Genomic DNA, 24920 nt, shown 5'->3' with positions numbered 1-24920 from the left:
ACCTACCTTTAAAGTATCTTTTGCATAGTTGCCTGATGCATTCGACTACTTTAAGTGTATGTTTGCCCCAGTGACCGGATTGGACTATTCCCCAGTACATATGCAATTTATTTTGAATCCATTTTACGAATCCCCTTGGACTCTTGTGACTGATGCACGATCGCCCAGGATATAACGAGCCGGCCGCTCCTGAATTTCTTGTTCAGCCAGATGAACATACGATCCAAAAACACTTCCTTCCGCATGAACATGGGACAATTCCACCTGATCAGTTAAAATACTATTCGTTAGAATGCAATCTTGCACCACGCTATTCGGACCAATATACACATAAGGTCCAACAACACTGTTCGTTACACTTGCAGTCGGATCAATCCTAACCGGAGGAATGAATTGAGCAGATATGTGGATGTCAGATGAGTTCATGAAGTTCTGCGGATCTTGATCCATCTTGTATCGGTTCGCTTCAAGCCATCGTTCATGGGTCCCGATATCAAAAAACGGTGCGGTCGTTATGCTGTACGCAACATGCTTGCCCTCTGAGATTAACATTTGGATGGCATCCGTCATCTCGTATTCTCCACGTGGGGAGGGTGTCAGTCTATCCAATACCGGCCAGATAGCTGCAGTAATAGCATATGCACCGACGATCGCCAGATTGGATTTAGGGATGCGGGGTTTCTCTTCCAGACTGACAATTTGTCCATCATGGATGACGGCAACGCCAAATTGACTAGGGTCCTTAACCTGTTGAAGCAGGATCGAGGCCGCAGCCTTACCCGCCTCCAATGATCGGATGAATGGCATCAGATCACCCTCATACAAATTATCGCCAAGCATCACTAAAAAAGGGGAATCCGCCACAAAGGACCGCGCGCTTTTGACCGCATCCGCCAGTCCCTTTGCTTCTTTTTGCAGAAGAAAGGTTAACGAGGCGTTCCATCGCTCCCCATCTCCAATCGTTTGCCGGATCTCTCCTTGCGAAGGGTTCACTACGATTCCAATCTCGGTGATTCCGGCCGCAACAAGTTTATTAATGATTGAGACAAGAATATACTCCCCGTTAACAGGTAACATGCACTTTGGTTTGGTATATGTTGAAGGCTGCAGTCTCGTCCCTCGGCCGGCACACAGGATTAATCCTTTCATAAATATCCCCCCTACTGATAAAATAAATATTTCGGCTCGGTGCAGATGAGCTCTTTATATTTTATGCACAAGCTATAAAGGAGCTTGGGTATATATTAAGCATCAATGACCTATTAAACTATGATTGCAGATATACGCCCGTATTGAGGGAGATTACTATGATAGAACGTACTGGATGAACAGCCGGTCGAAGAAGGGACAAGCCATTCCCATAAATCCCCATGTCAAACACCCGATTCCGCGTCAATCGGGAACCGGGTGTTTACTGACCCATTCAAGAATTTCGAATATTTCCAGAAAAACAATTATGAAGTAAATGCATGTTTCTGTGTCTCATACTCTCCCGCTTCATTCGTTAGACCAAGGGAGCGATCCGTTAAGGTGTGAATGTCCTGTATTAGTTTGGGGTTATCCAATAAGGTGGCACCATAGGAAGGGATCATCTCTTTGATTTTCGATTCCCATGCTTTGATCTGCTGCGGGAAGCATTTGATGATGACTTCCAGCATGACAGAAACAGCAGTAGAAGCACCGGGAGAGGCCCCCAATAGAGCCGCTATCGACCCGTCGGCACTGCTGATCACTTCTGTGCCAAATTGCAGCGTTCCTTTGCCGGCTGCGGTATCTTTGATAATCTGCACACGCTGGCCTGCCACCACCAAATCCCAATCCTCACTCTTGGCGTCCGGGACAAACTCCCGTAAAGCTTCTATACGCTGTTCTTTGGATAACATCACCTGTCCAATCAGGTATTTGGTCAACTGAAGGTTTTTTGCCCCCGCTGCCAGCATCGTTGTCAGATTACCCGGCTTTACAGAAGTAATCAAATCAAACATCGAGCCGAATTTGAGGAACTTTGGCGAGAAGCCGGCAAACGGTCCAAAGAACAGCGATTCCTTCTGGTCGATCACTCTCGTGTCCAGATGCGGAACAGACATTGGAGGAGCTCCGACCGCGGCTTTTCCGTATACTTTGGCATGATGCTTTGCTACAATATCCGGCTTCTGGCACACCATGAACAGTCCGCTTACCGGAAACCCCCCAATTCCTTTCCCTTCAGGAATACCGGATTTCTGCAGCAAATGCAGGCTTCCTCCCCCGCCGCCGATAAAGACGAATTTTGCAGAATGATGCGAAGTGGTACCCTTATCGAGATTCTGCACCTTCAAGTCCCAAGAGCCGTCACGGGCACGGGTAATATCCTCCACTTGATGTTTGAATCGGATATCCGTCTGATTACTCTCTAGGTGGTCAAACAACATGCGTGTTAAAGCACCGAAGTTCACATCTGTACCTGATTCAATTCGGGTTGCCGCTATAGGCTGTTCTATTCTTCTTTCCTTCATCATTAGCGGAATCCATTTCATCAGCTGTTCCGGGTCATCGGAAAACTCCATCCCTTGGAACAACGGATTTTCCGAAAGCGCTTCATATCTTTTTTTTAGAAAAGCAACATCTGTTTCCCCTTGGACAAAGCTCATATGGGGTACGGCCACAATAAAGTCCCGCGGGTTTTGTATCCGTTTGCTATTTACCAGATAAGACCAGAATTGCTTGGAGAACTGATATTCCTCATTTACTTTTACAGCCTTGCTAATATCGATGGATCCATCCGGCCCCTCTACGGTGTAATTCAGCTCGCACAGTGAGGAATGCCCTGTTCCCGCATTATTCCATTCGTTAGAGCTCTCCTCGCCTGCGCCCGCCCGCCGCTCAAACACGGTGATGGTCCAGTCCGGGACTAATTCTTTCAGCATAGAACCTAACGTCGCACTCATGATTCCGGCACCAATTAAAATAACGTCTGTTTTTGTTTGTTGGTTGCTCATGTTTACCCGTCCTTCTACCCTACGATTTGCAGGAAGATTCAGGCGCTCCTGCTTAGGCGCTATAACAAGCCAGGGCGCGACTTCGTCACACACCTTTTATTGATCAATGATGACCTGATCTTAGTGTATCACTATTACATATAAATTTTAATATTTATCTAGTTTTTTATATAACATAGTGAATCCCTCCATAACTCCGCTAAAATATAAAAAACGCCTGGTTCAGGTCCCCCTGTTCCAGCCGTTTCTTGAATTATTATTTATTACCATATGTTCATAAGACGGAACCGCATCCGCTTATTCTCTTATGGGGTCCAGCATGGCGGCCGCAATCGTCTGACCATCCTCCCGGCTGATCTCAAAATGACCATAACGGAAGCTATACCCCCAGTTTCGATTCCCGCGTGTGAAGCTAAGCTGGTTCAATAGATCAGCAATCCTCACTTCCCGGCACGGATAATAGCGGATATTGCGGCGGTAGGGCACAAAGGTTTCGGACATCGGATAGGGGTAGATGCTGTCATCTTCAATCTGACCAATGGCAGTGAACGCCTGGAGGACCTCCCCCTTCGCCAAATCCGTCCGTGGAGAATAGTATATTAGCCAATCGCCACGGCTCATCCGCCGCAAAGGCGCTGACTTGCCATGGTTGAGCTGGGCGAATCCACCGAGCACCCCCCACTTCACATGAGAAGCGGAGACAACCCCAATCCAGCAGCGGCTTTGCTCGCTTATACGTTGCATTCTAGAAATGCCCTCAACCGGTCCATCTGCAGAAGATGATGACGATAGTGCATTTCAATAAGCAAAAACCATTCTTTGGAGTGGAGTGGACCGAACCGCGGATGGGGTACCGTATTCTGCAGAGATGCCTGTTCAAGCTTCGGCAAAGTTTCTTTCATTCGGCCGATCACGGTATTCAATCCCTGAATTAACTGTTCTTTGCTCTCCGGCTGCACCGGGGTATATTGTGGTGAAGGCGGGACATGGACACGAATAGGCGGGAAGCTTCCTTGATCAAAAATCTCTGTACCCTCCCTTGTCTTTTCCGCGATAGGGGCAACAGAATCCTCGCCTGGAGCCAGGCATTGTTCAACATTGCGAAGCTGCATATACAGAGCCGAGTGAATCAGATGCAGATACATTTGTCCAAGCGACCACTCGTCCTCACTTGGCTGACGCTTCAACTGCTCCATACTGAATTCATCCAGTTGATGGAGATAGTAATTTGCCGTTTCTTCAAACCGCTGCAACGCTTCGGTGGTATTCATACTTTTCGAACAGCTCCTTTATCTTGATCTAATCTGATTATACAAAAACGCTACTGACAACGTTATGTCAGTAGCATTTTAATTCTTTTTCAGCTTCGTCACGAACCCGGTTCCGTAAAGACCTTCCCGCCGCCAGGCTTCTTACTTGATAACCTCATAATGGATGGATGCCATCTGACCCATACGCTCCAGCCCTGTCAGCTTCAGATTGCCAGGAACTGTTCCTGCAGGAAATAACGGAATCCCCTCGCCAAGCAGCTTCGGAATCAGGGTTAGCTGCACTTCATCAATCAGTTCATGCTCCAGGAACGCCTGCACCAGCTGGCCGCCCCCCACCAGCCAGACATCCCCATCGCTCATGGTCTGCAGCCGCGGGATCAAGCTGTCCAGTGCCTCGTCGGTAAAATGAACATACTTGTCTGGAGCTTGCTCTCTTCTGGTCAGAACGTAACAAGGCTTGCCGGCATAAGGAAATTCATCCGAAATCTTCAGCACCTCATCATAGGTAAGCCTTCCCATAACCACCACGCCAACGCCCTTGTAAAAATCACCGTAGCCGTTGTCGCCCCCATCCCCTTGAACATCATAGAGCCAATCCACTGAACCGTCTAACCTAGCAATATACCCGTCCAGACTCATGGCAACATACAGCACAACTTTACTCTGCTTCATTGTTCATCGCTCCTCTCATGCTTTCATGATAAACTGGAACTATGACAATATACGTCGTAATTAAACGAGGTGCAAAAAATGAATGACCGACGGCTAGCCATGATGCAAATCATCGACTCCCGCAGAAAATTCACTGCCCGTGAGTTGGCCGAACGCTTCGGGGTGTCCTTGCGTACGATTCAGCGCGATCTCGACTACCTGCAGCAGATCGGCTTCCCGTTATATGCCGAAGTAGGTGCCCATGGCGGCTACCGGGCGCTGCCTAACCGGATTCTGCCACCGCTGCGGCTTACACCTAACGAAGCTCTGGGTCTCTTCCTGATGATTCAGGTCATGGAGCAAATCCAGAGCTTCCCCTATGAGTCGTTCCGGACGCACCTGGCCGAGCAGTACTATGCCAGTCTGCCACCTGACGTGAAGGACTCGATCGACCGGATGCGCAGCCACATCGCCGTCCTCCAGCAGCAGCCTGCACAGCCTGCGCCGTTTACAACAGCTATTCTCCAAGCGGCAATCGCCAAGAGGCAGATCGCGTTCACCTACCGCTCGCGGAGCGGAACGAAGGACGCACAAGCAACCCCTGTCGGCATCTACCTGGAGAACGGCTACTGGTATATGCCCGCCAAGAAAGGCGACCGTGTGATTCTGTACCGCGCCGATCGCATTCTGCAGTTGGAGGTGCTGGAACAAGAGGACCTCTCCGCTCCAGATCTGCAGGAGTGGCTGGTAGCTGCCGATGAGCGGCCCCGATTGGAGGTTACGCTATGGTTTACCGCCTTTGGCGCCCGGCTCGCGGAATCCGATCCAATGTTTCACTCTCTGCAGCAGGCAGAGCTCCCTTCTGAGTATGCCTATCTTTGGAAGAGCAGCGTCCCCGTGGAAGAGTTCCCTTATACGGCGCGGGGGCTGCTGAAGTTCGGACCTGAAGTGAAGGTCGCAGAGCCGCCCCAGCTGCAGGAGACCGTTATCCAGCTGCTGGAGCTCAGCTTGAAGCCGTACCGGTGCTTACACTAGCTCATACAACGATGGATCTACCGCCTGAACAAAAGGCGTCCATTCCCCTGTCGTATACAGTAAAAGCCGGTGCATTGCCCGTGTGCATGCTGTATAAAAGAGCTTGCGCTCGCTCTCCCGGTCATAGGACTGCGGGGAAGCATCGTAGATCAGCACTGCATCAAATTCAACACCTTTAGCGAGATAGGCAGGAATAACTAGCGTACCCTTTTCAAAAGTGGGTGTGTTCTTTGTGATCAGCCGCAGCTCTTTGGAACCCCCGGCTGTCAAAGTCTCGTAAGCCTCTCTGCTCTCGGCGGCAGTCTTCGTTATAACAGCGATGGATGTACAACCTTCAGCCTGAAGCACCGCCAGATCTGCCGCTATTCGTTCCGCCCGTTTCTCGCTGCACTCCATCTTCAGGAGGGACGGCTTCCTGCCGTTTCTGTCAAACGGTACAATTGCATCTCCGCCCGGCAAAAGCGACTTCGTAAACTCCACAATTGGACGGGTGGAGCGATAACTGCGGATAAGAAGAAACTGACTGGTTGCCGCTTCGCCATACAGCTGAATCAAGGGAGAGTCCATCCTTTGCAAATTCGTTGCCTGCGTAAAGATGGCCTGGCCGAAATCACCGAGTACCGTCATACGGGCACGGGGAAAGAGTCTTTTGAGGAACTCATACTGAAACATCGAATAATCCTGGCCTTCATCGATGAAGATATGCCGCACCTGCGTGTTGGTCCGGGCACCTTCCACAAGTTCTTTCAGATATAGATACGGTGTAGCATCTTCATAATAGAGTTCTTTTCGGCCCAGCTTTTCTTGGGTCTGCCTGCAGATTTCCGCCCAAAGCTCCGGTACCTCAGCTTCATTCGTCATCTCCCTGTATGCCGCCTCGTCTCTGAACAACTGGCTGTACAGTCCAACCATGTCTATGAACGAGAACTGTTTTACGCTCCGTCTGAGTGGTTTGAATTCCTCCTTCACAATCATTCGGCTGAGCAGCTCTTCCTCCCGCTCGGCAAAATCGAAATCACTCTCATCCGGACGGCGTTGGTTGTGCAGGATTTCGTATATTCGGGCGTACTTTTCGGCAAAGTCAAAGACCCCCTGCTCTTTATGCAACATACTGAACACCTCAGCGTACTGCTCACTATCGAGGTAGTTCAGCTCCTCCTGTACCCAAGGCGCTTCCTGCTCCTTCTTCTCCAGCCGGGTCAGCTCCTGCAGCAGCCATTTTTGTACCAGTGCGATGCGGTTCGTGAGGCGAATGGAGGAGTCATAGCTGTAAAACTTTTCTTTGATTTGCTCGCCCGGAATTAACACGCGATCCCGGAAACGGATATCGTCAAACCTCATTCCTTCCTTCACCAGCCACAACGAATAGCCGCGGAGTGCCTGAAGGTAGGCTTCAGATGCCTTATACTGAATTCCATTCATACGAGCCTCATAACCCAGAGTCTGCTGCTCGGTCAGCACATATTCGATCTGATCAAACGGGTCTTCCAAACGAAACGTTGAGGCAAGCCAATTGTCCAGATACTCCTGGAAGGTGGTCTGCTGCATGTTTTCCTCTCCGAGTTCAGGAAGAACAGTGGATACGTAACTGTTGAACATGGGGTTAGGTGAAAAAAGAACGATCTGATCAGCGGTGAGTCTTTCACGGTGTTTATACAGCAGGTAAGCCACACGCTGCAGCGCCGCAGAAGTTTTCCCGCTGCCGGCTGCTCCCTGCACAATGAGCATTTGGCTGTTATCGTTGCGGATGATAGCATTCTGTTCTTTTTGAATCGTCCCCACGATGCTCTTCATTTGTGCATCTGCCCCCTGACCGAGCACCTGCTGCAGTAACTGGTCACCGATAGTAATACTCGAATCGAATACATTATGGAGATGGCCGTCACGAATCTGGTACTGCCGCTTCAGCTTCATTGTCCCGGTGATGCGCCCTCCCGGCGTTTCAAAGGCTGCTTCTCCTGGAGGATAGTCATAGTATAGACTCGCCATAGGGGTACGCCAGTCGTACACCAGAAAGCTCAGGCCATCTGCATCGACGAAGGAAGACACCCCGATATACACCTGCTCAGTGATTCCCTGGCCTTCTTCCTGAAAATCAACACGTCCAAAATATGGAGATGGCAGTAGCCGGTTCATATTTTTCCATTGCTGCAACAACCGTCCGTGGCTCCGTTCCCGTTCGGATAACACTGCAGTTTGCTGATTGATCGTGAAGAACGTCTCTTCAAAATCCTCATCCGTGCTCGTGTTGACCGTAACCTCATCCCAGAACCTTTTGCGGATATCCGCCGCCTGCTCCCTTAATTGACTTATCTTGGGCTCCAGTTCAACAATTCTTGCCTCCAGCTTTCCTACCACCAGATCCAGCCGCTGCTGCTCCTGCCGCCATTCATTTGAGTCCATCATTCCTGAATACACTCCTTCTCAAACTAAGTTAGAAAAGAAAAAAGGACGGTTGACAAAACGCAAATTCTTTTGCTATAATCAAAGTATAAAGATAATCAACAAGTCTGTCTTTATGTTATGAATATCGACAGTCCTTCAACTTTAACATATTGCTTCTTTGTATGCAATGATTATATAGGTCTTAGCCTGGCGCGTCTGCCAGGCTTTTTCTATTTCATTACCCCGCTTCTCCCTCTAGGTCAGCTTGCCAAGACAACCTCATTCATCAATCAAAAAAGCATTGGGTCCTATGAACGGACCCAATGCTTTTATAGATAACCATCTTCTGATTACTTAATAATGACGTATTCCAGGTTAACCAGTTTTGCATAAGTAACAATCTGGTCTGTAGTTAGATTCAAGGAAACCACGGTATGGTGGCCGCCGCCGTTCTCAATCCATGCCTTAACCCCGTCCTGGAAGTTCGGCTTCACATTCCATAGTACACGGGCTACTGGAAGATTGGGAGCAGGAACTGTTGGTTCAAATGCAGTAACCTCATTGATCAGCAGTTTGTAATGAGTGCCGAAGTCAGCCATGGACACAACCACGCCGTCTCCTGCCTTGCCGTCAAACACCAATCGGGCCGGATCTTCACGATCGCCAATACCGAGCGGAGACACGAGGACTTTGGGCTTATTGCTTGCCAGTGTCGGGTCAACCTCAAGCATATGGGATTGAAGGATGGATTCCTGACCTGCTGCCATTTCATAGGTGTAATCTTCCATGAAACCGGTGTTTTGGTTGTGGCTCATTACTTTCAGCAGACGATCAAGGGCAGCGGTCTTCCAGTCCCCTTCACCGGCAAATCCGTATCCTTGCGCCATCAGACGCTGAACGGCCAGACCCGGAAGCTGTTTCATCCCGTAGAGGTCTTCGAAGTTCGTAGTGAAGGCCGTGTAGCCGCCATGATCCAGGAAGCGCTTGAGGGCAATTTCATAGCTTGCCTGCACTTTTACACTGGCTTCCCAAGCTTCCTTGCTGTAAGTACCATAGTCAAATTCATAAGCTTTGGAATACTCCGCGAACAAAGCATCGATTTCTTCTTCCTTCACAGCATTCACGTACCCAACAAGGTCGCCAATTCCGAAGTAGTCCACGGTCCAGCCAAATTGAATTTGAGCTTCGACCTTATCGCCTTCGGTAACGCCAACGTTACGCATGTTGTCGCCAAAGCGGGCCACTTTGATATTGAAGCTTTCATTGTAAGCAACCGCTACATCCATCCACTCTGCAATTTGCTTCTGAACTTCCGCGCGTCCCCAATATCCTACTACTACTTTATTCTGTTTTTTCAGACGGGCGTTGATAAATCCATATTCACGGTCACCATGTGCTGCCTGGTTGAGGTTCATGAAGTCCATGTCAATGGTTGCCCAAGGAATACTTTCATTGTACTGTGTAGCCAGATGAAGCAGCGGCTTCTGCAGCATTTTAGTACCGCGGATCCACATTTTTGCAGGTGAGAAGGTATGCATCCAGGTAATGACACCGGCAACTTCGTCACGATAGTTGACTTCTTTCATGAGGGCAGTGATTTTGTCTGCAGTGACTGCCAGATCCTGCAATACAAGCGGGTAAGGCAGAACGCCGCTCTTATTCAAGGCATCGGTCATTACTTGTGCATTTGCTTTCACTTCTGCTAACGCTTCTTCCCCATACAGATGTTGTGAACCTACGACAAACCAGAATTCTTTTGCACCTACTGTTGACATCATTCATCCTCTTTTCATAAATTAGTAGTTGGTATTACTTCTGCCCGTAGTAGGCATCTTTCCCGTGTTTGCGTAAGTAATGCTTATCTAGAATGCGCTGCGGCAATTCTTCAGCAAAACTATTCAATTGCCGTGCGAATAAATTCATTTTCGAAACCTCTTCAAGCACGACACTGTTCATGACTGCGGATTTGGCATCTTTGCCCCAAGTGAACGGAGCATGACCCTTAAGCAGGACACCGGGCACTGCTAAAATATCAAGCCCGCGCTGCTCAAACGTCTCGATGATGACTCGGCCGGTTTCCGCTTCATAACCACGGTCAATCTCCTCTTGGGTTAAGAAACGGGCGCAGGGAACCGAACCATAGAAGGTGTCTGCATGAGTAGTCCCCATAACAGGTACATCCAGACCCGCTTGAGCCCAAATGGTCGCCCAAGTCGAATGGGTATGCACAATACCGCCGATCTCTGCGTAATGCTTATACAGTACGGCATGAGTTGGTGTATCTGAAGAGGGTCTCATCGCTCCTTCAACCACATTGCCGTCAAAGTCAACAACTACCATATCACTGGCTTTCATCGTTTCATAACTGACACCACTAGGCTTAATAACGAATAAGCGGCTCTCGCGGTCAACAGCGCTTACGTTCCCCCAGGTGTATTTTACAAGCCCATGTTTAGGCAAATCCAGATTCGCTTGAAATACTTCTTCTTTCAGTTGCTCTAACACGTCAACCCCTCCAGTTTTCCACTAGATTATCTACAGCAGCCTGCTCAATCGCCAGACCTTGAGTGTAGCGCTCCATAAATGCTTCGAATCCCTTTACGTCGGAGCCGTCAGGATAAATCTCCTGTCCTTCGGTATCCTTAAATACTTTCTGGTCGAGGAAGTCTTCCAGGCTTTCTTGCTGATCCTTGTTACTCATGTAAGAAGCCAGAATAGCCATCCCCCATGCTCCGCCTTCACCGGCTGTAGCCATCACGGATACCGGGACATTTAAGGCAGCTGCAACAATTTTTTGTCCGACGATAGGGGTTTTAAATAAACCGCCGTGTGCCAGAATGCTGTCAATTTCGACATTTTCCTTCTTTGTCAGAATATCCATCCCGATTTTCAATGCACCAAAAGCAGTGAACAGATGAGTGCGCATGAAATTGGCCAGATTGAAACGGCTCTCAGGGGAGCGTACAAACAATGGCCGGCCTTTTTCCATTCCGGTGATATTCTCGCCTGAGAAGTAACCATAGCTAAGCAATCCGCCGCCATCCGGGTCTGCTTCCAGCGCCTTATTGAACATCACACCGAATAAATGATTCGTGTCCGCCTTCTGCCCCATAGCCTCATAGAATTCACGGAACAAGCCCAGCCAGGCGTTGATATCACTTGAACAGTTGTTGGCATGAACCATTCCGACCGGATTGCCGCCCGGTGTTGTCACCAGATCAATTTCCGGGTATACCGCCGTAAGCTCCTTCTCTAATACAAGCATAGCAAAAACCGAAGTTCCCACGGAGACGTTGCCCGTCCGTTTTCTCACACTATTCGTAGCAACCATGCCTGTTCCCGCATCACCTTCCGGAGGACAGAGCGAAATCCGTGGCTGCAGATTTTCGGATTTATCTAAAATTCTGGCTCCCGCTGCCGTTAATGCACCTGCCTGCTGACCTGAAATATGGACCTCCGGGAGAATATCTTTCAGCTTCCAGGAGTAGCCTTTGGCCGCAATGAGCTCATCAAACTGCTTAACCATGGATTCGTTGTAATCATGTGTAGTTTCATCGATCGGGAACATACCCGAAGCGTCTCCGACACCAATAGCCTTATTTCCAGTCAGCAGCCAGTGAATGTATCCAGAGAGCGTCGTAATAAAATCGATACGAGGAACATGTTCTTCTTCGTTCAATATCGCTTGATACAGGTGAGCAATACTCCAGCGCTCAGGAATGTTGAATTGAAATTTATCAGTTAACTCTTTTGCTGCAGCACCGGTTGTCGCATTCCGCCAAGTCCGGAACGGAACAAGCAGCTTACCCGCGCTGTCAAAAGCCATATACCCGTGCATCATTGCAGAGAAGCCTATAGAACCCACTGTTCGAATGGTGATTCCATATTTCCGTTCAACCTCTTGCTTCATTCCACTATAAGCCTCTTGCAGACCCGCGATAATACTCTCTAAGTTGTACGTCCAATACCCGTCTACCAGGAGGTTCTCCCACTCATAACTTCCAGATGCGATTGTTTCAAAACGATGATCAATCAGCACTGCCTTGATACGTGTGGATCCAAATTCGATCCCAAGTGAGGTTTCTCCCTTGAGTATCGCTTGTTTGATGTCTTGATCCATGCACACGTTACTCCTCTCTGAACAACTGTTTTAACCGCCATATTAGAAAGAAGGCGCTTTCCCTTATTTACAGTTTCAGTATATTTTTTGTTCGTACATTTGTCAACATACATTCATAGTTATACCTACAAATATCGTGAATACCAAGGGCTTTTCATCATATTTCAGCTGAAGTATTAGTACATGTAAGACGATAGTATCTAATCAGCTTATAATTATGCTAAAATATGTACATACAAATATTACGGGTGGATAAATTGGTATTAGAACAACCAGGAAAGAAGGAGTACAGTGAAACCAAAGTATCAGGTCATTCTTGAGGATATCAAAAGCAATATTCTTTCAGGAACATACGGCATAGGAAACCAGATTCCAACGGAATCTGCCTTGCAGGATATGTATAAAGTTAGTCGGCAGACCGTTCGAAAGGCTATTCTGGAACTATCCAATGAGGGTTTTTTAAGAAGTGAAAAAGGCTCGGGGACTTATGTCAGCAACCAATTCCGGTCAAAAACCGGCGGAAATTCAAATAATAAAACAATCGGAGTCATCACGACCTACATTTCTGATTACATCTTCCCTTCTATTATTCGCGGGATTGAATCCAGATTGAATGAAGATAATTATTCATTACTATTAGCCAGTACCAATAATGATGTCGAACAGGAAAAGAAAGCTCTGGAGATGATGCTGTCCTTTGGTGTGGATGGTCTTATTATTGAACCTACGAAGAGCAATTTATACAATCCCAATATCGCTTACTATCTGTCGTTCAAGGAGCAGGATGTTCCATTCATCATGATTAATGCTTATTATGAAGAACTCGAGGTCCCGTTCTTTTGTCTCGATGACGTACAGTCCAGCTATCTGGCCACCAAAGAGCTGATCTCTAACGGACATACACAGATTGGAATCATTGCCAAAATGGATGATTTACAAGGAAAATATCGGATGAAGGGGTATATCAAAGCTCTCGGAGAAGCCAAATTACGCTTTCACCCCGAGCAGGTACTTTCATTCTATACAGAAACCAAGCAGGACCTGTCCATCAACTTGAAGACATTCCTAACCGAAAATAGAGGCGGATTAACAGCGATTGTCTGCTATAACGACGAGGTAGGCCTGGAAGTCGTACATGTGTGCAGACAACTTGATATATCTGTTCCCGAAGACTTATCTATTATCGGTCAGGATAATTCCTATATTGCCAAAAATGCGAACATCAAACTGACGACATTGACACACCCGCAGGAACAAATGGGACGTGATGCCGCCGATTGGGTGATTAAGAAACTGCAAGGGAAGAAGGATTTAAGAAACAGCACCTATTATCAGCCTGTGTTAATTGAAGGGGAGACGGTAAGGAAGAGATAGGCGAAACCCTTGTGGATCAAGGATTTCGCCTATGGAGCAAATTAGATTCTTAAGTTCCTATTTCCGGATACCGCGCTGCCATACTTCGCGAATCGATAATGTATCCGAGATCGTTACTGTCGGGTCTCCGTCAACCAAGACCAGGTCCGCCCTTGCCCCCGCAACGATATGCCCGCGATCATTCAAGCCGAAACGGCGGGCTGTTTTTGAGGTAGCTGACTGTAAGGCCTCTATGGGTGTGAATCCCGCTTCTACTAGTAACTGCATCTCGTGGTGTACGCTGACACCATGGGCAAGTCCGCCCAGCGATGGAACCGGTACGGAGACATCCGTACCCACCAGGATGTCTACACCTGCACGATGAAGATCCATTACATTCCGGTAGTTGTCATCCATGCTGCCTTGCGGGTACGTATTGAAGCTGGCATTCAGAGTATCGATCCATTCCGGACTGAGCTTGGAGCTCACACGCGGATCCTTCGCCAATTCCGATGCGGGGTGACCGATAATCGAGGAGTTCAAGACCAGGCACGGCGTAACGAACGCACCAGCCTCAGCAATCCATTTCACCAGATCTGGAGTAGTTTCAGGGCGGTCAATGAATAAATGAGCCAGTCCCTCAACCCCAACCTCTATAGCTTGCCGGGCGGATTCAGCAGTCAATACATGGGCAATCGCAATCTTGTGATGACGATGCGCTTCCTCTACAGCCGTTCTTAGAATATCCTGGCTTAAGACAGGCAGTCCGGGCGCAGCCAATACCGTGCCTTCCTCAATCATAATCTTGATATAGTCGGCTCCCGCACTAACTTGTTCGCCCACGAAGGCCAGCGCTTCGTCCCGGCTGGTTACCGTAGGCGCCTCCCCATGATCATGCGAGTGGGCAGCCAGCATGGCGTTACGGTCTTCTTCGCTCATCTTCTCCAATTCCTTCAGTACAAAATCCGGAATTTCTCCATCCCCCGGCATGAGCTCATCGGGATGTCCCCCAGGAGGTGTGACCGCCATCCCGGCAGATCGTACGTCTGCAATGTCATCGAGCCCTTTCAATTGTGTCTCGCGGCCGCTTTTGGTGAACCCGCCCATCATCTCCAATTCAGTTGTAACTCCGAATTTCAATGCGTCGCGCAAGCCCTCTACGGAAGTGTGAACGTGCGCATCAATCAGACCCGGCAGCAAAGTCCCTCCTTCTGCATCAATAATGACGGCATGCTCCGGTATATCCCCGCCAACCGATAGAATCTGTCCGCCTTCGATCAGAACCGTCGTGGCTCGGATCACTTTTTCGCCGTCAAATATACGCGCGTTGGTGATTGCAGTAATCATCGTGTTACCCTCCTATTATGAAATGTGATTTATTCATGTTAGAAACATAACACTTAGAATACTAACTGTCAATTTTATAATTAATTGATATCTAAGTTTAAGTGTTCATCTGACAATCCCTATTCGTAAAAATAAAAAAAGACCCTCTCTCTCGAAGAAAGGGATCTCTTACGGCGGTCTGTCTCCATACAATTATCCTCAGGCTTGCTCCCAATTCCTCCGATACAAGCGGGGAGGACGGTGTCCCCCATTTTCTGTGTAGTGATCGGTTTCGGACACGAGATTAGCCACCTTACGCCGGAAGGCAGCCTTTAGCAGTTCCTTGTCCAGAATCACCTCATACACCTGCTGCAATTCCGTCAGGGTAAACAGCTTCGGCATCAGGTGCAGGGCAATATCGGTTTCATTGGTTTGATATCGCAGTCGTTCGATTGCGCTAGCAATGATTTTTCCATGATCAAAAGCCAATCCGTCATTCGACATGATAGCGTAAACGACTGACTTAGAGGTCGGCTTTGCCGTTACAGTCCGGTTGATAACCGCCGTCAATTCTTCTCCTTCGGCACTAAGCTTAAGCTCGTAGGTCAAGGTTTTGACGTATCCTTCGTCCAGCAATTCCTTTTGCTCCCGCAGATGCCGGTAGCTTACCTTGAACCAGGCAGCATCTTCGGCATCGTCACCCGCCTTTAGCTGAAACCGGCTGCTGTCGATTAAAGCCATATAGCTGCAGCTCATCACCCAAGTGCGGGGATCACGCCCGACATCGGTAAAGGTGTGGAGTTGTTCCAAGTATACGTCATCAACGCCGGTTTCCTCGCTCAGTTCCCGCGCGGCAGCCTGATCAGCGTTCTCGTCCGGCCGGATGAATCCGCCGGGCAGTGCCCATTTTCCCAAGAAGGGATGCCCTCCCCGGCGAATGAGCAGGATACGCAGCTCTTTTTCCGGAAGCTTGCGGTAGTTGTCCGCCTCCGTATTCGTCACAGTAAAAATGACCATATCCGCCGCCATCGAAGGCCGCTCGTAATCCCCTGCCCGATATTGCTCCAAAAATTCACGCTCTGTAAGTCCGTCACGATCCACCAATTCCAATGTCTCCGCCTCCCTGATTCTTTTCTTTTAGTTTTGCAGTTCTCCGAAATAATTGCAATAAGGCTCAAAGTTCGCTAACACACCGTCTACCTTACGCATACGTTCCTCCAGCGTTCCTCTTAACGTAATAAAGGGAATCCGCCGCTCCTTCAAATCCGCTAGGATTTGCTTATGAAAAACATGGCGCTTCTGATCGCCGCTGCGATCCCACGTATCGTCGTAAGGAATATCGTCGTCGCACAGGAAAAATAAGTCATACCGCTGCGCGTTCTCCAGAGCGATCCGGGTCAGAAGCTCCGGAGCCCGTCCGTGGTAATCCAAGGCATACATATACGTGGTAATTGCATTCGTGTCGACAAAGAGATACCGGTCTGCTTCCAGCAGCGCCTGCTCTTCCCGCTTCATATGGCCCACGGCAATTTCATCAAAGGCACTGAGGCCGATCCGGCGGTCCACCTGATGCTCAGTCCAATAATCCCGCCCGTACTCACTGGCAAAGGTTGTCCCGTACCGCCGGGCTAATGCTGCGGTGATGGTTGACTTACCGGTTGACATCGCTCCCACAAAAACCACTTTCGTGATTAAATCCCGGTACACGATATCACTTACATAATCCCGGTATTTATGAGGATCGGAACGGATCATTGTAGCTGATACCGGTACATGCTGGCGAGCTTCATCCACCCGCCGGTCTGTTGCACCTAATGCAATGCTCATATGCCCGCCATAGAACTCGCTCGAATAAAAGTGGGTCACTCGCTCGCCCTGAAGCAGCCCCAGAATATACAGTTCTTCCCGGATCTCATGCTCCCTGTCGTCCGAGTACCCATCCGGGCCATCCCAGGCTTCGATTACCCGAACCAGCGGATAGAGCTTACGGATCCAGCCCGCCCGGATATGCAGCGGAATCGGGGTAACCTTCGTCTCATAAATGACCACGATCAATTCGTCTACCTCCTGCAGCGCCATCTCGATCATGTACTGGTGTCCTTTATGCAGCGGAGCGAACTTCCCGAGCGTTAATCCAAGAGTCTTCATGCGAGCGCCTCCTTAGCCCCTTTGTTCCAGTTATAATAGCCGTAGGCCGCGTTAATCAGGTAGGCGCTCCACATGACAATCATCAACAGGCCCTCACCGCTGCCTTCCAGCGTCCGGATCACCCATAGCAGCACCGTGAACATATTCAGCACAATATAGACCAGCCATTGTTCCTTGAATCTTCTCACCATCAAAATCGTGGCCACTATGGATAACACTGTCGTTATGGCATCGATGTAAGGCGAGTTCTGCCCCGAAATGAACGATAGACTGAACCCCAGCAGCAGGGAACCTACAATACAGACCGCCAAAGCGAGGAACATACCTTTAAGCTCCATCTGGCGCATAGACAGCTTACCACTCTGAAAATTCTTCTTCCACATGTAGAAGCCGGCGACATTCATCGGAACAAAGAACATCAAATTCAGCGTCACCTCGCCAAATAATCCGTTGACATAAGCCAAATAGGCGTAGCCAAAGGTATTATACATGCCAAAAACATAACTCATCAGCTTCCCCTTCGCCGAAAGCACTACACATAGCACTCCGGTGATAAAGACTGTGAATCCGAAAAAAGAATCCTTGGAAAGAAACGTAAAACTGACAGCAATTAAAGTAAACAACACCAGCCAGACCACTTCGAACAACTTCCAACCGCCCACAGCCCTTTTCATGTTCTATCCCTCCATTTCCCCGTTTATGCTTGCTGAAAGTCACTTAGCCCAATAACTTAGTAATACATTGATATTTACTATTTGTTACTATCAACATAACAGAGAATCCGGCAATATTCAAGTAAAATCCCTCTTTAACGCAGAACAAAACGGCCTCAGTCCCATGAAATCAGAACCAAGGCCGCTTAAAATAGCCGGGTGAACATGTTAAGCCTCAGAGCCTCAGACAACATTCATCCCTAGTTATACTTGGTCTGCACTGGCTGTGACGGCAAGTATTCGTACAATGGATGCGCGTGCTGAACCATGGATGAATCCACCTTTCCTTTTTTTTCGTTGTTTTGGCTGCCACTACCGCAGCCTTGACTCTATCGTATACCGGATTCACTGACAATCATTGTCAGCGAAGTTTAATCCGGACCGTCTTCATAATGTTTTGCGACTCCATATGCCATTTCCCGGATCTGGCGCTTCAGCTCCAGCGGTTCCCGAATGCGAATGGCTGTGCCGAACGTCATCAGGTACATCGGAAGGTACTTGTTCATCGTCGGGACGTCGAGTAGAAACCGTGCCTCCCGATCGGTCCGTTCCGTTAAATAGTGACGCAGATGCCAGTGGCCACAAACCGCGTTCAGCGTGCCAGGCTCTCCCTCAATGCGGATAACGGTCAGCGGTCCATCCGCCTCCCGTCTCCGCTCGGATTGATCACGGAAATAGACGGACGCAGAGAAACGCTCTGGCTTTTCGAACCGCGCTTCAGTCAGCTCCAGCCGTGCAATGCGGTCCACGCGGAATGTCCGCACTGCCTGCGACCGCCGGCAGAACGCGACAGCGTACCATTCGTTTCGGTCGTACACCAACCCGTACGGATCGATGTCACGTTCGCTCGCCAGCTCCGCATTCACTTTACGATAGGCGATGTGGAGCGTTCGCCCGTCCTTGGCCGCCTGCTCCAGTTCCTTGAGCAACAGAACAGCGGAAGGCGGACGCACCGGAGAGATTACATCCAAGCCGCTCATCTGAAGGGACAGATCGTGGCGCTGCTCCTCGTGTAGTCCGTTCTCCACCTTCTTCAATGCGCTTTCCAGCTCCTCTGTATAGGGATAGCCCGCGCCTTGCGCAAATTTAAATGCATCCATGAGTGCCTTCAGCTCTACAGAGTTGAAGAACAATGGCGTCTCCTTGAAATTCCCCAAAATGCGAATACCGCCTTCATGACCTGACTCCGCAACAACCGGCACACCGCTGGCGCATAATGCGTCTATATACCGGTACACGGTGCGGACGCTGATCTCCAAATTGTCCGCGATCTGCGCAGCGGTAAGCTTCCTTCCAGATCGCAGCATCCACAGCATGGACAGCATGTTATCCCACTTCGCCACCGGGAGCCCCCCTTTCCTCGAGTACATGAAACTGATTTGTTATGGTGTAATTCTACTACGATTCCATTCTTGGAGTTATGTCACATCCAACCTTACACCCAATGTTGTATACTAATTTTTTTGCATCCGCTGTGGGATCTAATATGGGCCTCTGAAAGTTGAAAATGTCTCATAATGGGTATTCTTACTAAGGGATGATACTTTGAACACACAATTTTGTTACCACCAAGGGAGGAAGTATCAGCATGGCCGATTTTAACAAACAAAGAATCGTGGAGAGTGTTCCGCAACGGGGGTTTTTCGGACATCCCAAAGGGCTGTTTACTCTGTTCTTCACAGAGTTTTGGGAGCGCTTTTCCTATTATGGAATGAAAGCTATCCTTGTTTATTATATGTATTACGAACTGAGTCAAGGCGGACTCGGCATGGAGGAGAGCACCGCTCTCGCCATTATGTCTATTTATGGTTCACTTGTCTATATGTCCGGGATTATTGGCGGCTGGTTAGCGGATCGGGTATTCGGAGCGTCGAAGGCTGTATTCTACGGCGGTATCTTAATCATGCTAGGGCATATCACCTTGGCTATCCCGGGAAGTATTTCATTGTTTTTTGTTTCCATGGTTTTAATCGTACTGGGTACAGGCTTACTGAAGCCTAACGTATCCAGTATTGTAGGTCAACTGTACAGCGAGGATGATGGGCGCCGCGATGCAGGCTTCAGTATTTTCTACATGGGCATCAATCTGGGGGCATTCATCGCTCCGCTAATAGTAGGAACCATCGGCATGGATTACAATTTCCACCTGGGCTTCAGTATTGCAGCCGTCGGGATGTTTCTGGGATTAATCATGTTTGCCTCTACCAAGAAAAAAAACCTCGGTCTTGCAGGCACTTTAGTGGCAAGTCCGTTATCAAGCGCAGAACGTAAAAAAGTGTCTCTTTTATTCGGTACCAGTGCAGTACTTCTCGCTGTTATCGTTGCGGTTACGATTCCATTAGGCCTGTTAACGTTTAAATCCTTTATCGTGATCGTAGGGATTCTGGGGATTCTGATTCCAACCCTATACTTCATTGTCATGTTCCGTAGTTCAAGAACAACCAGCGTGGAACGCTCAAGACTCGTTGCTTATATTCCGCTGTTTATTGCAGCGATTATGTTCTGGGCCATTCAAGAGCAAGGATCAACTATTCTTGCCAGTTATGCAGATAAACGTACAGAACTCCATTTTGCCGGACTGCATATTTCGCCAGCCTGGTTTCAGTCTTTAAATCCTTTGTTTGTTATCACGTTAGCCCCTCTGTTCGCCTGGTTATGGGTGAAGCTTGGGAAACGGCAGCCCACGATACCGAAGAAATTCGCCTTGGGTCTATTGTTTGCCGGATTGTCCTTCCTGGTGATCCTCTTGCCGGCTTACTTTGGCGGTGAGAACTCCCTGGTGAATCCTTTATGGCTCGTGCTTAGCTATTTCATCGTTGTGGTGGGGGAATTATGCTTGTCTCCTGTCGGCCTATCAGCTACGACCAAACTAGCGCCCTCCGCCTTCTCCGCTCAGACCATGAGCTTATGGTTCTTATCCAATGCGGCTGCCCAAGCGATTAATGCGCAGATTGTCAGATTTTATTCGCCTGAGACTGAGATGGTATACTTTGGTGTCATTGGAGGAGCGGCAATCCTCCTCAGTATTCTGCTCTACTCATTCTCCTCGAAAATTCAGGGGTATATGAAAGGGATACAATAAAAGAATTTATCCAGATTATTGAGGAGCACCAGATTATTATGGTGCTCCTTTTTTGTCGGTTAACTAGTTCAACGATGAGTACGCCATAGTTGGCTTTTAGCCCAACTTATGATACGGTTTACCCTGCTGTTTTTATCGGCAAGTTAGATTAGCCAATCGCCGTATCTCATCACTTAACCTTCGGTTGACTGGATACACTCCTTCTATGAAATCTAAAATACGAAGTGCCGATTCCGGAACATGATTGTATCCCTGTATCATGTCACCGATGATTTCCGCAAAACGGGGGTATCTCTTCTCTAACCTCCTCTCATTCCCGAATGGGTCAGGAAAGTAATCCACCTCCTTCTCCAATAAATGGAGTACTGATAGAATTCTGTCTATAGCGTAACCTTGAACAAACCGCGAAGCCGATAGGCGCTCTCCCCTTGCATAGCGACCGAGCCCTACGTATAGATTAGTTAAGGCTTCGTTCAAAGGAAAGTCCAAAGAATCGTTTTTTAGGGTTGGGATCGGATTGGAAGGCTTGGCTAATTCCGTATTGTCGCACATCTGATCCTTCCATATAACCCGGCCCTCCGTATAGGAGGCGTTCGCCAGCTCCCATTCCTCGAATACAGCGTATTCCCCAAAAATTCCGTCCTCGAACAATACCTTGTATCCAACATCCGAATTCTTAAATGAATAGGCTAGAGGATGTACTTCTTCGAGCCAATCCAGTCGGTCGATATATCTGTTTTTATGCCCCGGTCTCACTATAACAAAGAAATCCAAATCCGAATATTCATCTAACCGTTCTGTCTCGACCCCAACAGAACCAACACCTAATAATAAAAGAGCTCCTCCCATACGTTCGAGCGACCTGCCGATCTCGTTAAGCCGCTGTAACAGCAATTCTGTTCTCAGCATACGTATCCTCCCCTGGTTTTAAATACAAAAAGGGTCCAACCCACTTCTCAGCGAGGTTGAACCCGAAGGTTTCATTGCCTTTATTATACTAGAATTATAGCGCATTGATTGTTGCTGTCAATCGTAATAACTTGCAGAGGTTCACTCCTGGAGCATTTCTACTTCTCCTGCTCCTTGATCACCTGCTCAATCCCGAGCAGAATCAGCTTCAGGCCGAACTCAAACGCCCCGTCGGTCCCCATTATCTCGAACAGCCCGTTCGTAAACATCCTCCGGAACAGTCCTGCATCCGCCTCCCCCATGGAATCCATGAGCCGGATCAGCTCCTCACCCGGAGGCGCCCCCTGGTCTTTAAGAATCGCGGTGACATTGCGCTCATGCTGATAATTGTCTAGAACGAAGTAGAAGACATAGTTCACAAGCGTAGTAACCACCTGCATTTTCTGCGCTTGGTCAAGCGGTGTCGATTCCACGCAGAGCAGCATACGGTTGGTGAACCGGATGATGTCCGGTTCGTGGGGCAGCGTCATCATCATGAGCTGCGTAGAGCAGGGATATCGGCTAAGCACGTTCCTTACGGTTACTGCAAGCCCTGTCAATTGCTCCTTCCAATCCCCCTCGGAATCGAATTCCTCCAGGATCACCTTCGATACCTGATTGGCCAGTCGCTGGTAAAGATTCTGTTTGCTCTTGAAGTACCAGTACAGGGAAGGAGCCTGAATTCCCAGCCTGTCGGCCAGTCGTCTCATGCTGAATTTCTCGATGTCCTCCTCCCCAAGAAGCTCCCACGAGACTTCCAGAATCCTGTCCTCCGAAATTTGAGGCTGCTTCTTTTTCATCAATATCCGCCCTTTTATCTAACAGTGTAAGTTTATGCTTTACAGGTCTATAGCTTCATGATATCATCTAACACTGTAAGGTTCAATCTAACACCGTTAGACTGTAAAAATAAAAGAAAGTGGTGATCCAACATGGATTCAGAAAACCTCTATTACTTTGAGAAAGCACCGGTCGCAAAGGCCGTAGCTCACTTCGCTGTACCGATGATGCTAGGCACATCAATGAATGTTATATACTCCCTCTTGAATGCCTATTTCCTTGGCACACTGCATAATACTGCTATGTTAACCGCTCTCGCGCTAACCTTGCCGCTATTCGCAATCATTATGGCGCTAGGCAACTTGATTGGCATGGGCAGCGGTACCTACATCTCCCGGATGCTAGGTGAGAAAAAGTACGATGACGTAAAGCATGTGTCTTCATTCGCTTTTTACAGCAGCTTAGTTCTCGGTCTTATCGCGATGGCCGTGGGCCTCCCGCTCATCAATCTCATCGTTCATGGCCTGGGGGCAACACCTGACTCCTTCGGATTTACGAAAGACTATGTCACTATTATGCTTATAGGTTCACCATTCGTTGTATTATTCTTCACGCTGGAGAATATCGTGCGTTCGGAGGGTGCAGCCATCACATCGATGACCGGGATGATTCTAAGTGTTGTTGTAAATATCATTCTCGATGCGCTCGTCATTTTCGTGTTCCATTGGGACGTGATCGGCGTTGCGTCAGCTACGGTCGTTTCCAACATAGTTGCGAGTGTATACTTTGCCCTCTATATGAGAAATAAAAGCCAATTTTTAACGATCTCCGTAAAATGGTTTAAGGCTACCAAAGACATTCTGGGCAATGTATTCAAAATCGGGGTTCCCGTCTTTATTATGAGCATCTTTTTGGGGGCAATGTCGCTGATCTTCAACCATTTTCTTGTCGAATACGGGGATGCAGCCATCGCGGCTTACGGAATTTCATCACGTTTATTGCAATTTCCTGAGTTTATTCTGATGGGCTTATGCGAGGGGGTCGTACCGCTCATTGCCTTCTCTTTTACAGCGGATAAATTGCGCATGAAAAATACCATTGGATTTACGATCAAAGCGATTGTGGGGTTAGCAGCCGTATTCGGTATCATCGTCTACTTCGTTGCCGACCATTTAATTGGGCTATTTACAAATGACCCGCATTTAATTGAAATGGGCAGCTACATTCTGCATGTGACGTTCTTATCCTTGTTCATTACAGGAATGACCACTCTGTTCACCGGGGTCTTCCAGGCAACAGCGCAAGGAACGGCCGCATTTATTATGTCGATCATTCAAGGCGTTACACTGATTCCTGTGCTTTATATCGCCAATGAAATGAACGGCTTCCACGGGGTGGTCTGGTCGCTTGTCATTGCGGATGCCGCCGCATTCCTTGTCGGTGCCTTCATGCTGTATGTTCTGCGGAACAAATTACAGCCGGAATTAGACTATTTGGTACAGTAGAAATTATATTCACCCAAATCAGCCAATTCCGGAGTTCTCTCTTTAAAAAAAGAAGGTGCAAAAAGCCGGTTCATCACCGGATACTTTTCGCACCTTCGCCTTCTTGTCTAAATCAACGCATTGAAATGGCCCTCTGCGTTGACCGTCGCCGTCCGTGGATCGGTTAGTACGATGCCCTTAAGTCCTCCCATTCGTTCCGTTTGCCAGACCGGGAGATGGTCTTGAAGCGGAGGAGCCGGTACAAAATGGACCGAGGTGCTGCTTCCGCTTTTCTGCACCAGCTGGGCCTCCAGCAGTCGAATTTGCCGCTGCAGCTGCTCCCGGCGATAAGGCGTCTGCATCTCTCCGCCCTGTGCTTCATTCACCTTGTCCAGTTCCATCAGTAACCGGTTCCGCTGTTTCTCCATGGAACTGACATCGCTTTGTGTGTCACCATAAGCTGCAATGGCCTGTACCGGGCTGATGCCTGACACTGTCTGTGCCGCCATGATCTTCCCCCATTTCCGTGGCTCCCCATCCAGATTCAGCCAATTCGAAAGTTCTAATTATCTCTATTACCCAGCAGCTCCCGCCATGACAACATTTTATCCGCTAATCTATAAATAATCGTCGCATAGTCCCAGTC

21 protein-coding genes are annotated in these 24920 nt (G+C 48.6%); 4 read left to right on the top strand and 17 right to left on the bottom strand.

The features are described from left to right. Positions 1-123: 123 nt before the first annotated feature. The 5 genes from A3848_RS27735 to A3848_RS27715 form a co-directional block, all read right to left on the bottom strand. Positions 124-1149: a sugar phosphate nucleotidyltransferase gene (locus A3848_RS27735; protein ID WP_074088273.1), complete on the bottom strand. Its 1026-nt coding sequence runs from the start codon at positions 1147-1149 to the stop codon at positions 124-126. Between the two features lie 305 nt (positions 1150-1454). Beyond that, positions 1455-2978 carry a malate:quinone oxidoreductase gene (locus A3848_RS27730; protein WP_074088272.1) on the bottom strand — a complete coding sequence of 508 codons (1524 nt, stop codon included), beginning with the start codon at positions 2976-2978 and terminating at the stop codon, positions 1455-1457. 297 nt (positions 2979-3275) lie between these two features. Beyond that, positions 3276-3722 (bottom strand): EVE domain-containing protein, encoded by a 447-nt coding sequence (locus A3848_RS27725; protein ID WP_074088271.1) that lies wholly within the window; start codon positions 3720-3722, stop codon positions 3276-3278. Then, positions 3710-4249 carry a DinB family protein gene (locus A3848_RS27720; protein WP_074088270.1) on the bottom strand — a complete coding sequence of 180 codons (540 nt, stop codon included), beginning with the start codon at positions 4247-4249 and terminating at the stop codon, positions 3710-3712. The genes A3848_RS27725 and A3848_RS27720 overlap by 13 nt, the downstream gene beginning before the upstream one ends. A 141-nt stretch (positions 4250-4390) precedes the next feature. Then, complete coding sequence (locus A3848_RS27715) at positions 4391-4921, bottom strand: dihydrofolate reductase family protein (RefSeq protein WP_074088269.1); 531 nt, start codon at positions 4919-4921, stop codon at positions 4391-4393. Between the two features lie 78 nt (positions 4922-4999). Between A3848_RS27715 and A3848_RS27710 the strand changes: the two genes are divergently transcribed. Then, positions 5000-5935, top strand: a complete 936-nt coding sequence (locus A3848_RS27710; RefSeq protein ID WP_074088268.1) for a helix-turn-helix transcriptional regulator — start codon at positions 5000-5002, stop codon at positions 5933-5935. Here A3848_RS27710 and helD read toward each other — a convergent pair. The 4 genes from helD to A3848_RS27690 form a co-directional block, all read right to left on the bottom strand. Further along, the gene (helD, locus tag A3848_RS27705) at positions 5927-8338 is read right to left on the bottom strand and encodes an RNA polymerase recycling motor HelD (protein WP_074088457.1); all 2412 of its coding nucleotides are present in this window, start codon (positions 8336-8338) and stop codon (positions 5927-5929) included. The genes A3848_RS27710 and helD overlap by 9 nt on opposite strands. Positions 8339-8670: 332 nt before the next feature. After that, positions 8671-10095 carry an L-arabinose isomerase gene (gene araA / locus A3848_RS27700; RefSeq protein WP_074088267.1) on the bottom strand — a complete coding sequence of 475 codons (1425 nt, stop codon included), beginning with the start codon at positions 10093-10095 and terminating at the stop codon, positions 8671-8673. A 34-nt stretch (positions 10096-10129) separates the two neighbouring features. After that, positions 10130-10825, bottom strand: coding sequence for an L-ribulose-5-phosphate 4-epimerase (locus tag A3848_RS27695; protein ID WP_074088266.1), 696 nt, complete (start codon positions 10823-10825; stop codon positions 10130-10132). Position 10826: 1 nt separating this feature from the next. Next, the gene (locus tag A3848_RS27690; protein WP_074088265.1) at positions 10827-12440 is read right to left on the bottom strand and encodes a xylulokinase; all 1614 of its coding nucleotides are present in this window, start codon (positions 12438-12440) and stop codon (positions 10827-10829) included. Positions 12441-12731: 291 nt separating this feature from the next. Between A3848_RS27690 and A3848_RS27685 the strand changes: the two genes are divergently transcribed. Next, complete coding sequence (locus A3848_RS27685) at positions 12732-13814, top strand: GntR family transcriptional regulator (RefSeq protein ID WP_074088264.1); 1083 nt, start codon at positions 12732-12734, stop codon at positions 13812-13814. A 57-nt stretch (positions 13815-13871) separates the two neighbouring features. Here A3848_RS27685 and A3848_RS27680 read toward each other — a convergent pair whose 3' ends face one another. The 5 genes from A3848_RS27680 to A3848_RS27660 form a co-directional block, all read right to left on the bottom strand. After that, positions 13872-15140 carry an amidohydrolase family protein gene (locus A3848_RS27680; RefSeq protein ID WP_074088263.1) on the bottom strand — a complete coding sequence of 423 codons (1269 nt, stop codon included), beginning with the start codon at positions 15138-15140 and terminating at the stop codon, positions 13872-13874. A gap of 198 nt (positions 15141-15338) precedes the next feature. Then, the gene (locus A3848_RS27675) at positions 15339-16229 is read right to left on the bottom strand and encodes an NUDIX hydrolase (RefSeq protein WP_074088262.1); all 891 of its coding nucleotides are present in this window, start codon (positions 16227-16229) and stop codon (positions 15339-15341) included. Positions 16230-16256: 27 nt separating this feature from the next. After that, positions 16257-17267 carry an AAA family ATPase gene (locus A3848_RS27670; protein WP_074088261.1) on the bottom strand — a complete coding sequence of 337 codons (1011 nt, stop codon included), beginning with the start codon at positions 17265-17267 and terminating at the stop codon, positions 16257-16259. Continuing rightward, positions 17264-17941, bottom strand: coding sequence for a nicotinamide riboside transporter PnuC (pnuC, locus tag A3848_RS27665; protein ID WP_074088260.1), 678 nt, complete (start codon positions 17939-17941; stop codon positions 17264-17266). The genes A3848_RS27670 and pnuC overlap by 4 nt, the downstream gene beginning before the upstream one ends. 410 nt (positions 17942-18351) lie before the next feature. Continuing rightward, positions 18352-19323 carry a helix-turn-helix transcriptional regulator gene (locus A3848_RS27660; RefSeq protein ID WP_074088259.1) on the bottom strand — a complete coding sequence of 324 codons (972 nt, stop codon included), beginning with the start codon at positions 19321-19323 and terminating at the stop codon, positions 18352-18354. A gap of 245 nt (positions 19324-19568) precedes the next feature. Here A3848_RS27660 and A3848_RS27655 point away from each other — a divergent pair, with 245 nt between their 5' ends. Continuing rightward, positions 19569-21062, top strand: coding sequence for a peptide MFS transporter (locus tag A3848_RS27655; RefSeq protein WP_074088258.1), 1494 nt, complete (start codon positions 19569-19571; stop codon positions 21060-21062). Positions 21063-21194: 132 nt separating this feature from the next. On the opposite strand, the gene A3848_RS27650 is transcribed toward A3848_RS27655, so the two are convergent. Together A3848_RS27650 and A3848_RS27645 are read right to left on the bottom strand one after the other, a co-directional pair. Continuing rightward, positions 21195-21971, bottom strand: coding sequence for a hypothetical protein (locus A3848_RS27650; protein ID WP_074088257.1), 777 nt, complete (start codon positions 21969-21971; stop codon positions 21195-21197). Positions 21972-22129: 158 nt separating this feature from the next. Then, a complete protein-coding gene (locus tag A3848_RS27645; protein ID WP_074088256.1) occupies positions 22130-22810 on the bottom strand; it encodes a TetR/AcrR family transcriptional regulator in 681 nt (226 codons plus the stop codon). Between the two features lie 132 nt (positions 22811-22942). Here A3848_RS27645 and A3848_RS27640 point away from each other — a divergent pair, with 132 nt between their 5' ends. Next, positions 22943-24295 (top strand): MATE family efflux transporter, encoded by a 1353-nt coding sequence (locus A3848_RS27640; protein WP_074088255.1) that lies wholly within the window; start codon positions 22943-22945, stop codon positions 24293-24295. A 107-nt stretch (positions 24296-24402) separates the two neighbouring features. Here A3848_RS27640 and A3848_RS27635 read toward each other — a convergent pair whose 3' ends face one another. After that, a complete protein-coding gene (locus A3848_RS27635) occupies positions 24403-24783 on the bottom strand; it encodes a hypothetical protein (protein ID WP_074088254.1) in 381 nt (126 codons plus the stop codon). Positions 24784-24920: the final 137 nt, after the last annotated feature.

Origin of the sequence: Paenibacillus sp. P32E, from assembly GCF_001909085.1 — a bacterium.
Taxonomy (GTDB): domain Bacteria; phylum Bacillota; class Bacilli; order Paenibacillales; family Paenibacillaceae; genus Paenibacillus_AQ; species Paenibacillus_AQ helianthi.
The sequence above is the reverse complement of the archived record's forward strand: the minus strand, read 5'-3'. Positions and strand labels throughout refer to the sequence as shown.

Bases quoted from the DNA above. Each gene is read 5' to 3' on its own strand.
- A3848_RS27735 (WP_074088273.1), bottom strand. From the start codon at position 1,149: ATGAAAGGATTAATCCTGTGTGCCGGCCGAGGGACGAGACTGCAGCCT.
- A3848_RS27730 (WP_074088272.1), bottom strand. From the start codon at position 2,978: ATGAGCAACCAACAAACAAAAACAGACGTTATTTTAATTGGTGCCGGA.
- A3848_RS27725 (WP_074088271.1), bottom strand. From the start codon at position 3,722: ATGCAACGTATAAGCGAGCAAAGCCGCTGCTGGATTGGGGTTGTCTCC.
- A3848_RS27720 (WP_074088270.1), bottom strand. From the start codon at position 4,249: ATGAATACCACCGAAGCGTTGCAGCGGTTTGAAGAAACGGCAAATTAC.
- A3848_RS27715 (WP_074088269.1), bottom strand. From the start codon at position 4,921: ATGAAGCAGAGTAAAGTTGTGCTGTATGTTGCCATGAGTCTGGACGGG.
- A3848_RS27710 (WP_074088268.1), top strand. From the start codon at position 5,000: ATGAATGACCGACGGCTAGCCATGATGCAAATCATCGACTCCCGCAGA.
- helD (WP_074088457.1), bottom strand. From the start codon at position 8,338: ATGGACTCAAATGAATGGCGGCAGGAGCAGCAGCGGCTGGATCTGGTG.
- araA (WP_074088267.1), bottom strand. From the start codon at position 10,095: ATGTCAACAGTAGGTGCAAAAGAATTCTGGTTTGTCGTAGGTTCACAA.
- A3848_RS27690 (WP_074088265.1), bottom strand. From the start codon at position 12,440: ATGGATCAAGACATCAAACAAGCGATACTCAAGGGAGAAACCTCACTT.
- A3848_RS27680 (WP_074088263.1), bottom strand. From the start codon at position 15,140: ATGATTACTGCAATCACCAACGCGCGTATATTTGACGGCGAAAAAGTG.
- A3848_RS27670 (WP_074088261.1), bottom strand. From the start codon at position 17,267: ATGAAGACTCTTGGATTAACGCTCGGGAAGTTCGCTCCGCTGCATAAA.
- pnuC (WP_074088260.1), bottom strand. From the start codon at position 17,941: ATGAAAAGGGCTGTGGGCGGTTGGAAGTTGTTCGAAGTGGTCTGGCTG.
- A3848_RS27655 (WP_074088258.1), top strand. From the start codon at position 19,569: ATGGCCGATTTTAACAAACAAAGAATCGTGGAGAGTGTTCCGCAACGG.
- A3848_RS27650 (WP_074088257.1), bottom strand. From the start codon at position 21,971: ATGCTGAGAACAGAATTGCTGTTACAGCGGCTTAACGAGATCGGCAGG.
- A3848_RS27645 (WP_074088256.1), bottom strand. From the start codon at position 22,810: ATGAAAAAGAAGCAGCCTCAAATTTCGGAGGACAGGATTCTGGAAGTC.
- A3848_RS27640 (WP_074088255.1), top strand. From the start codon at position 22,943: ATGGATTCAGAAAACCTCTATTACTTTGAGAAAGCACCGGTCGCAAAG.
- A3848_RS27635 (WP_074088254.1), bottom strand. From the start codon at position 24,783: ATGGCGGCACAGACAGTGTCAGGCATCAGCCCGGTACAGGCCATTGCA.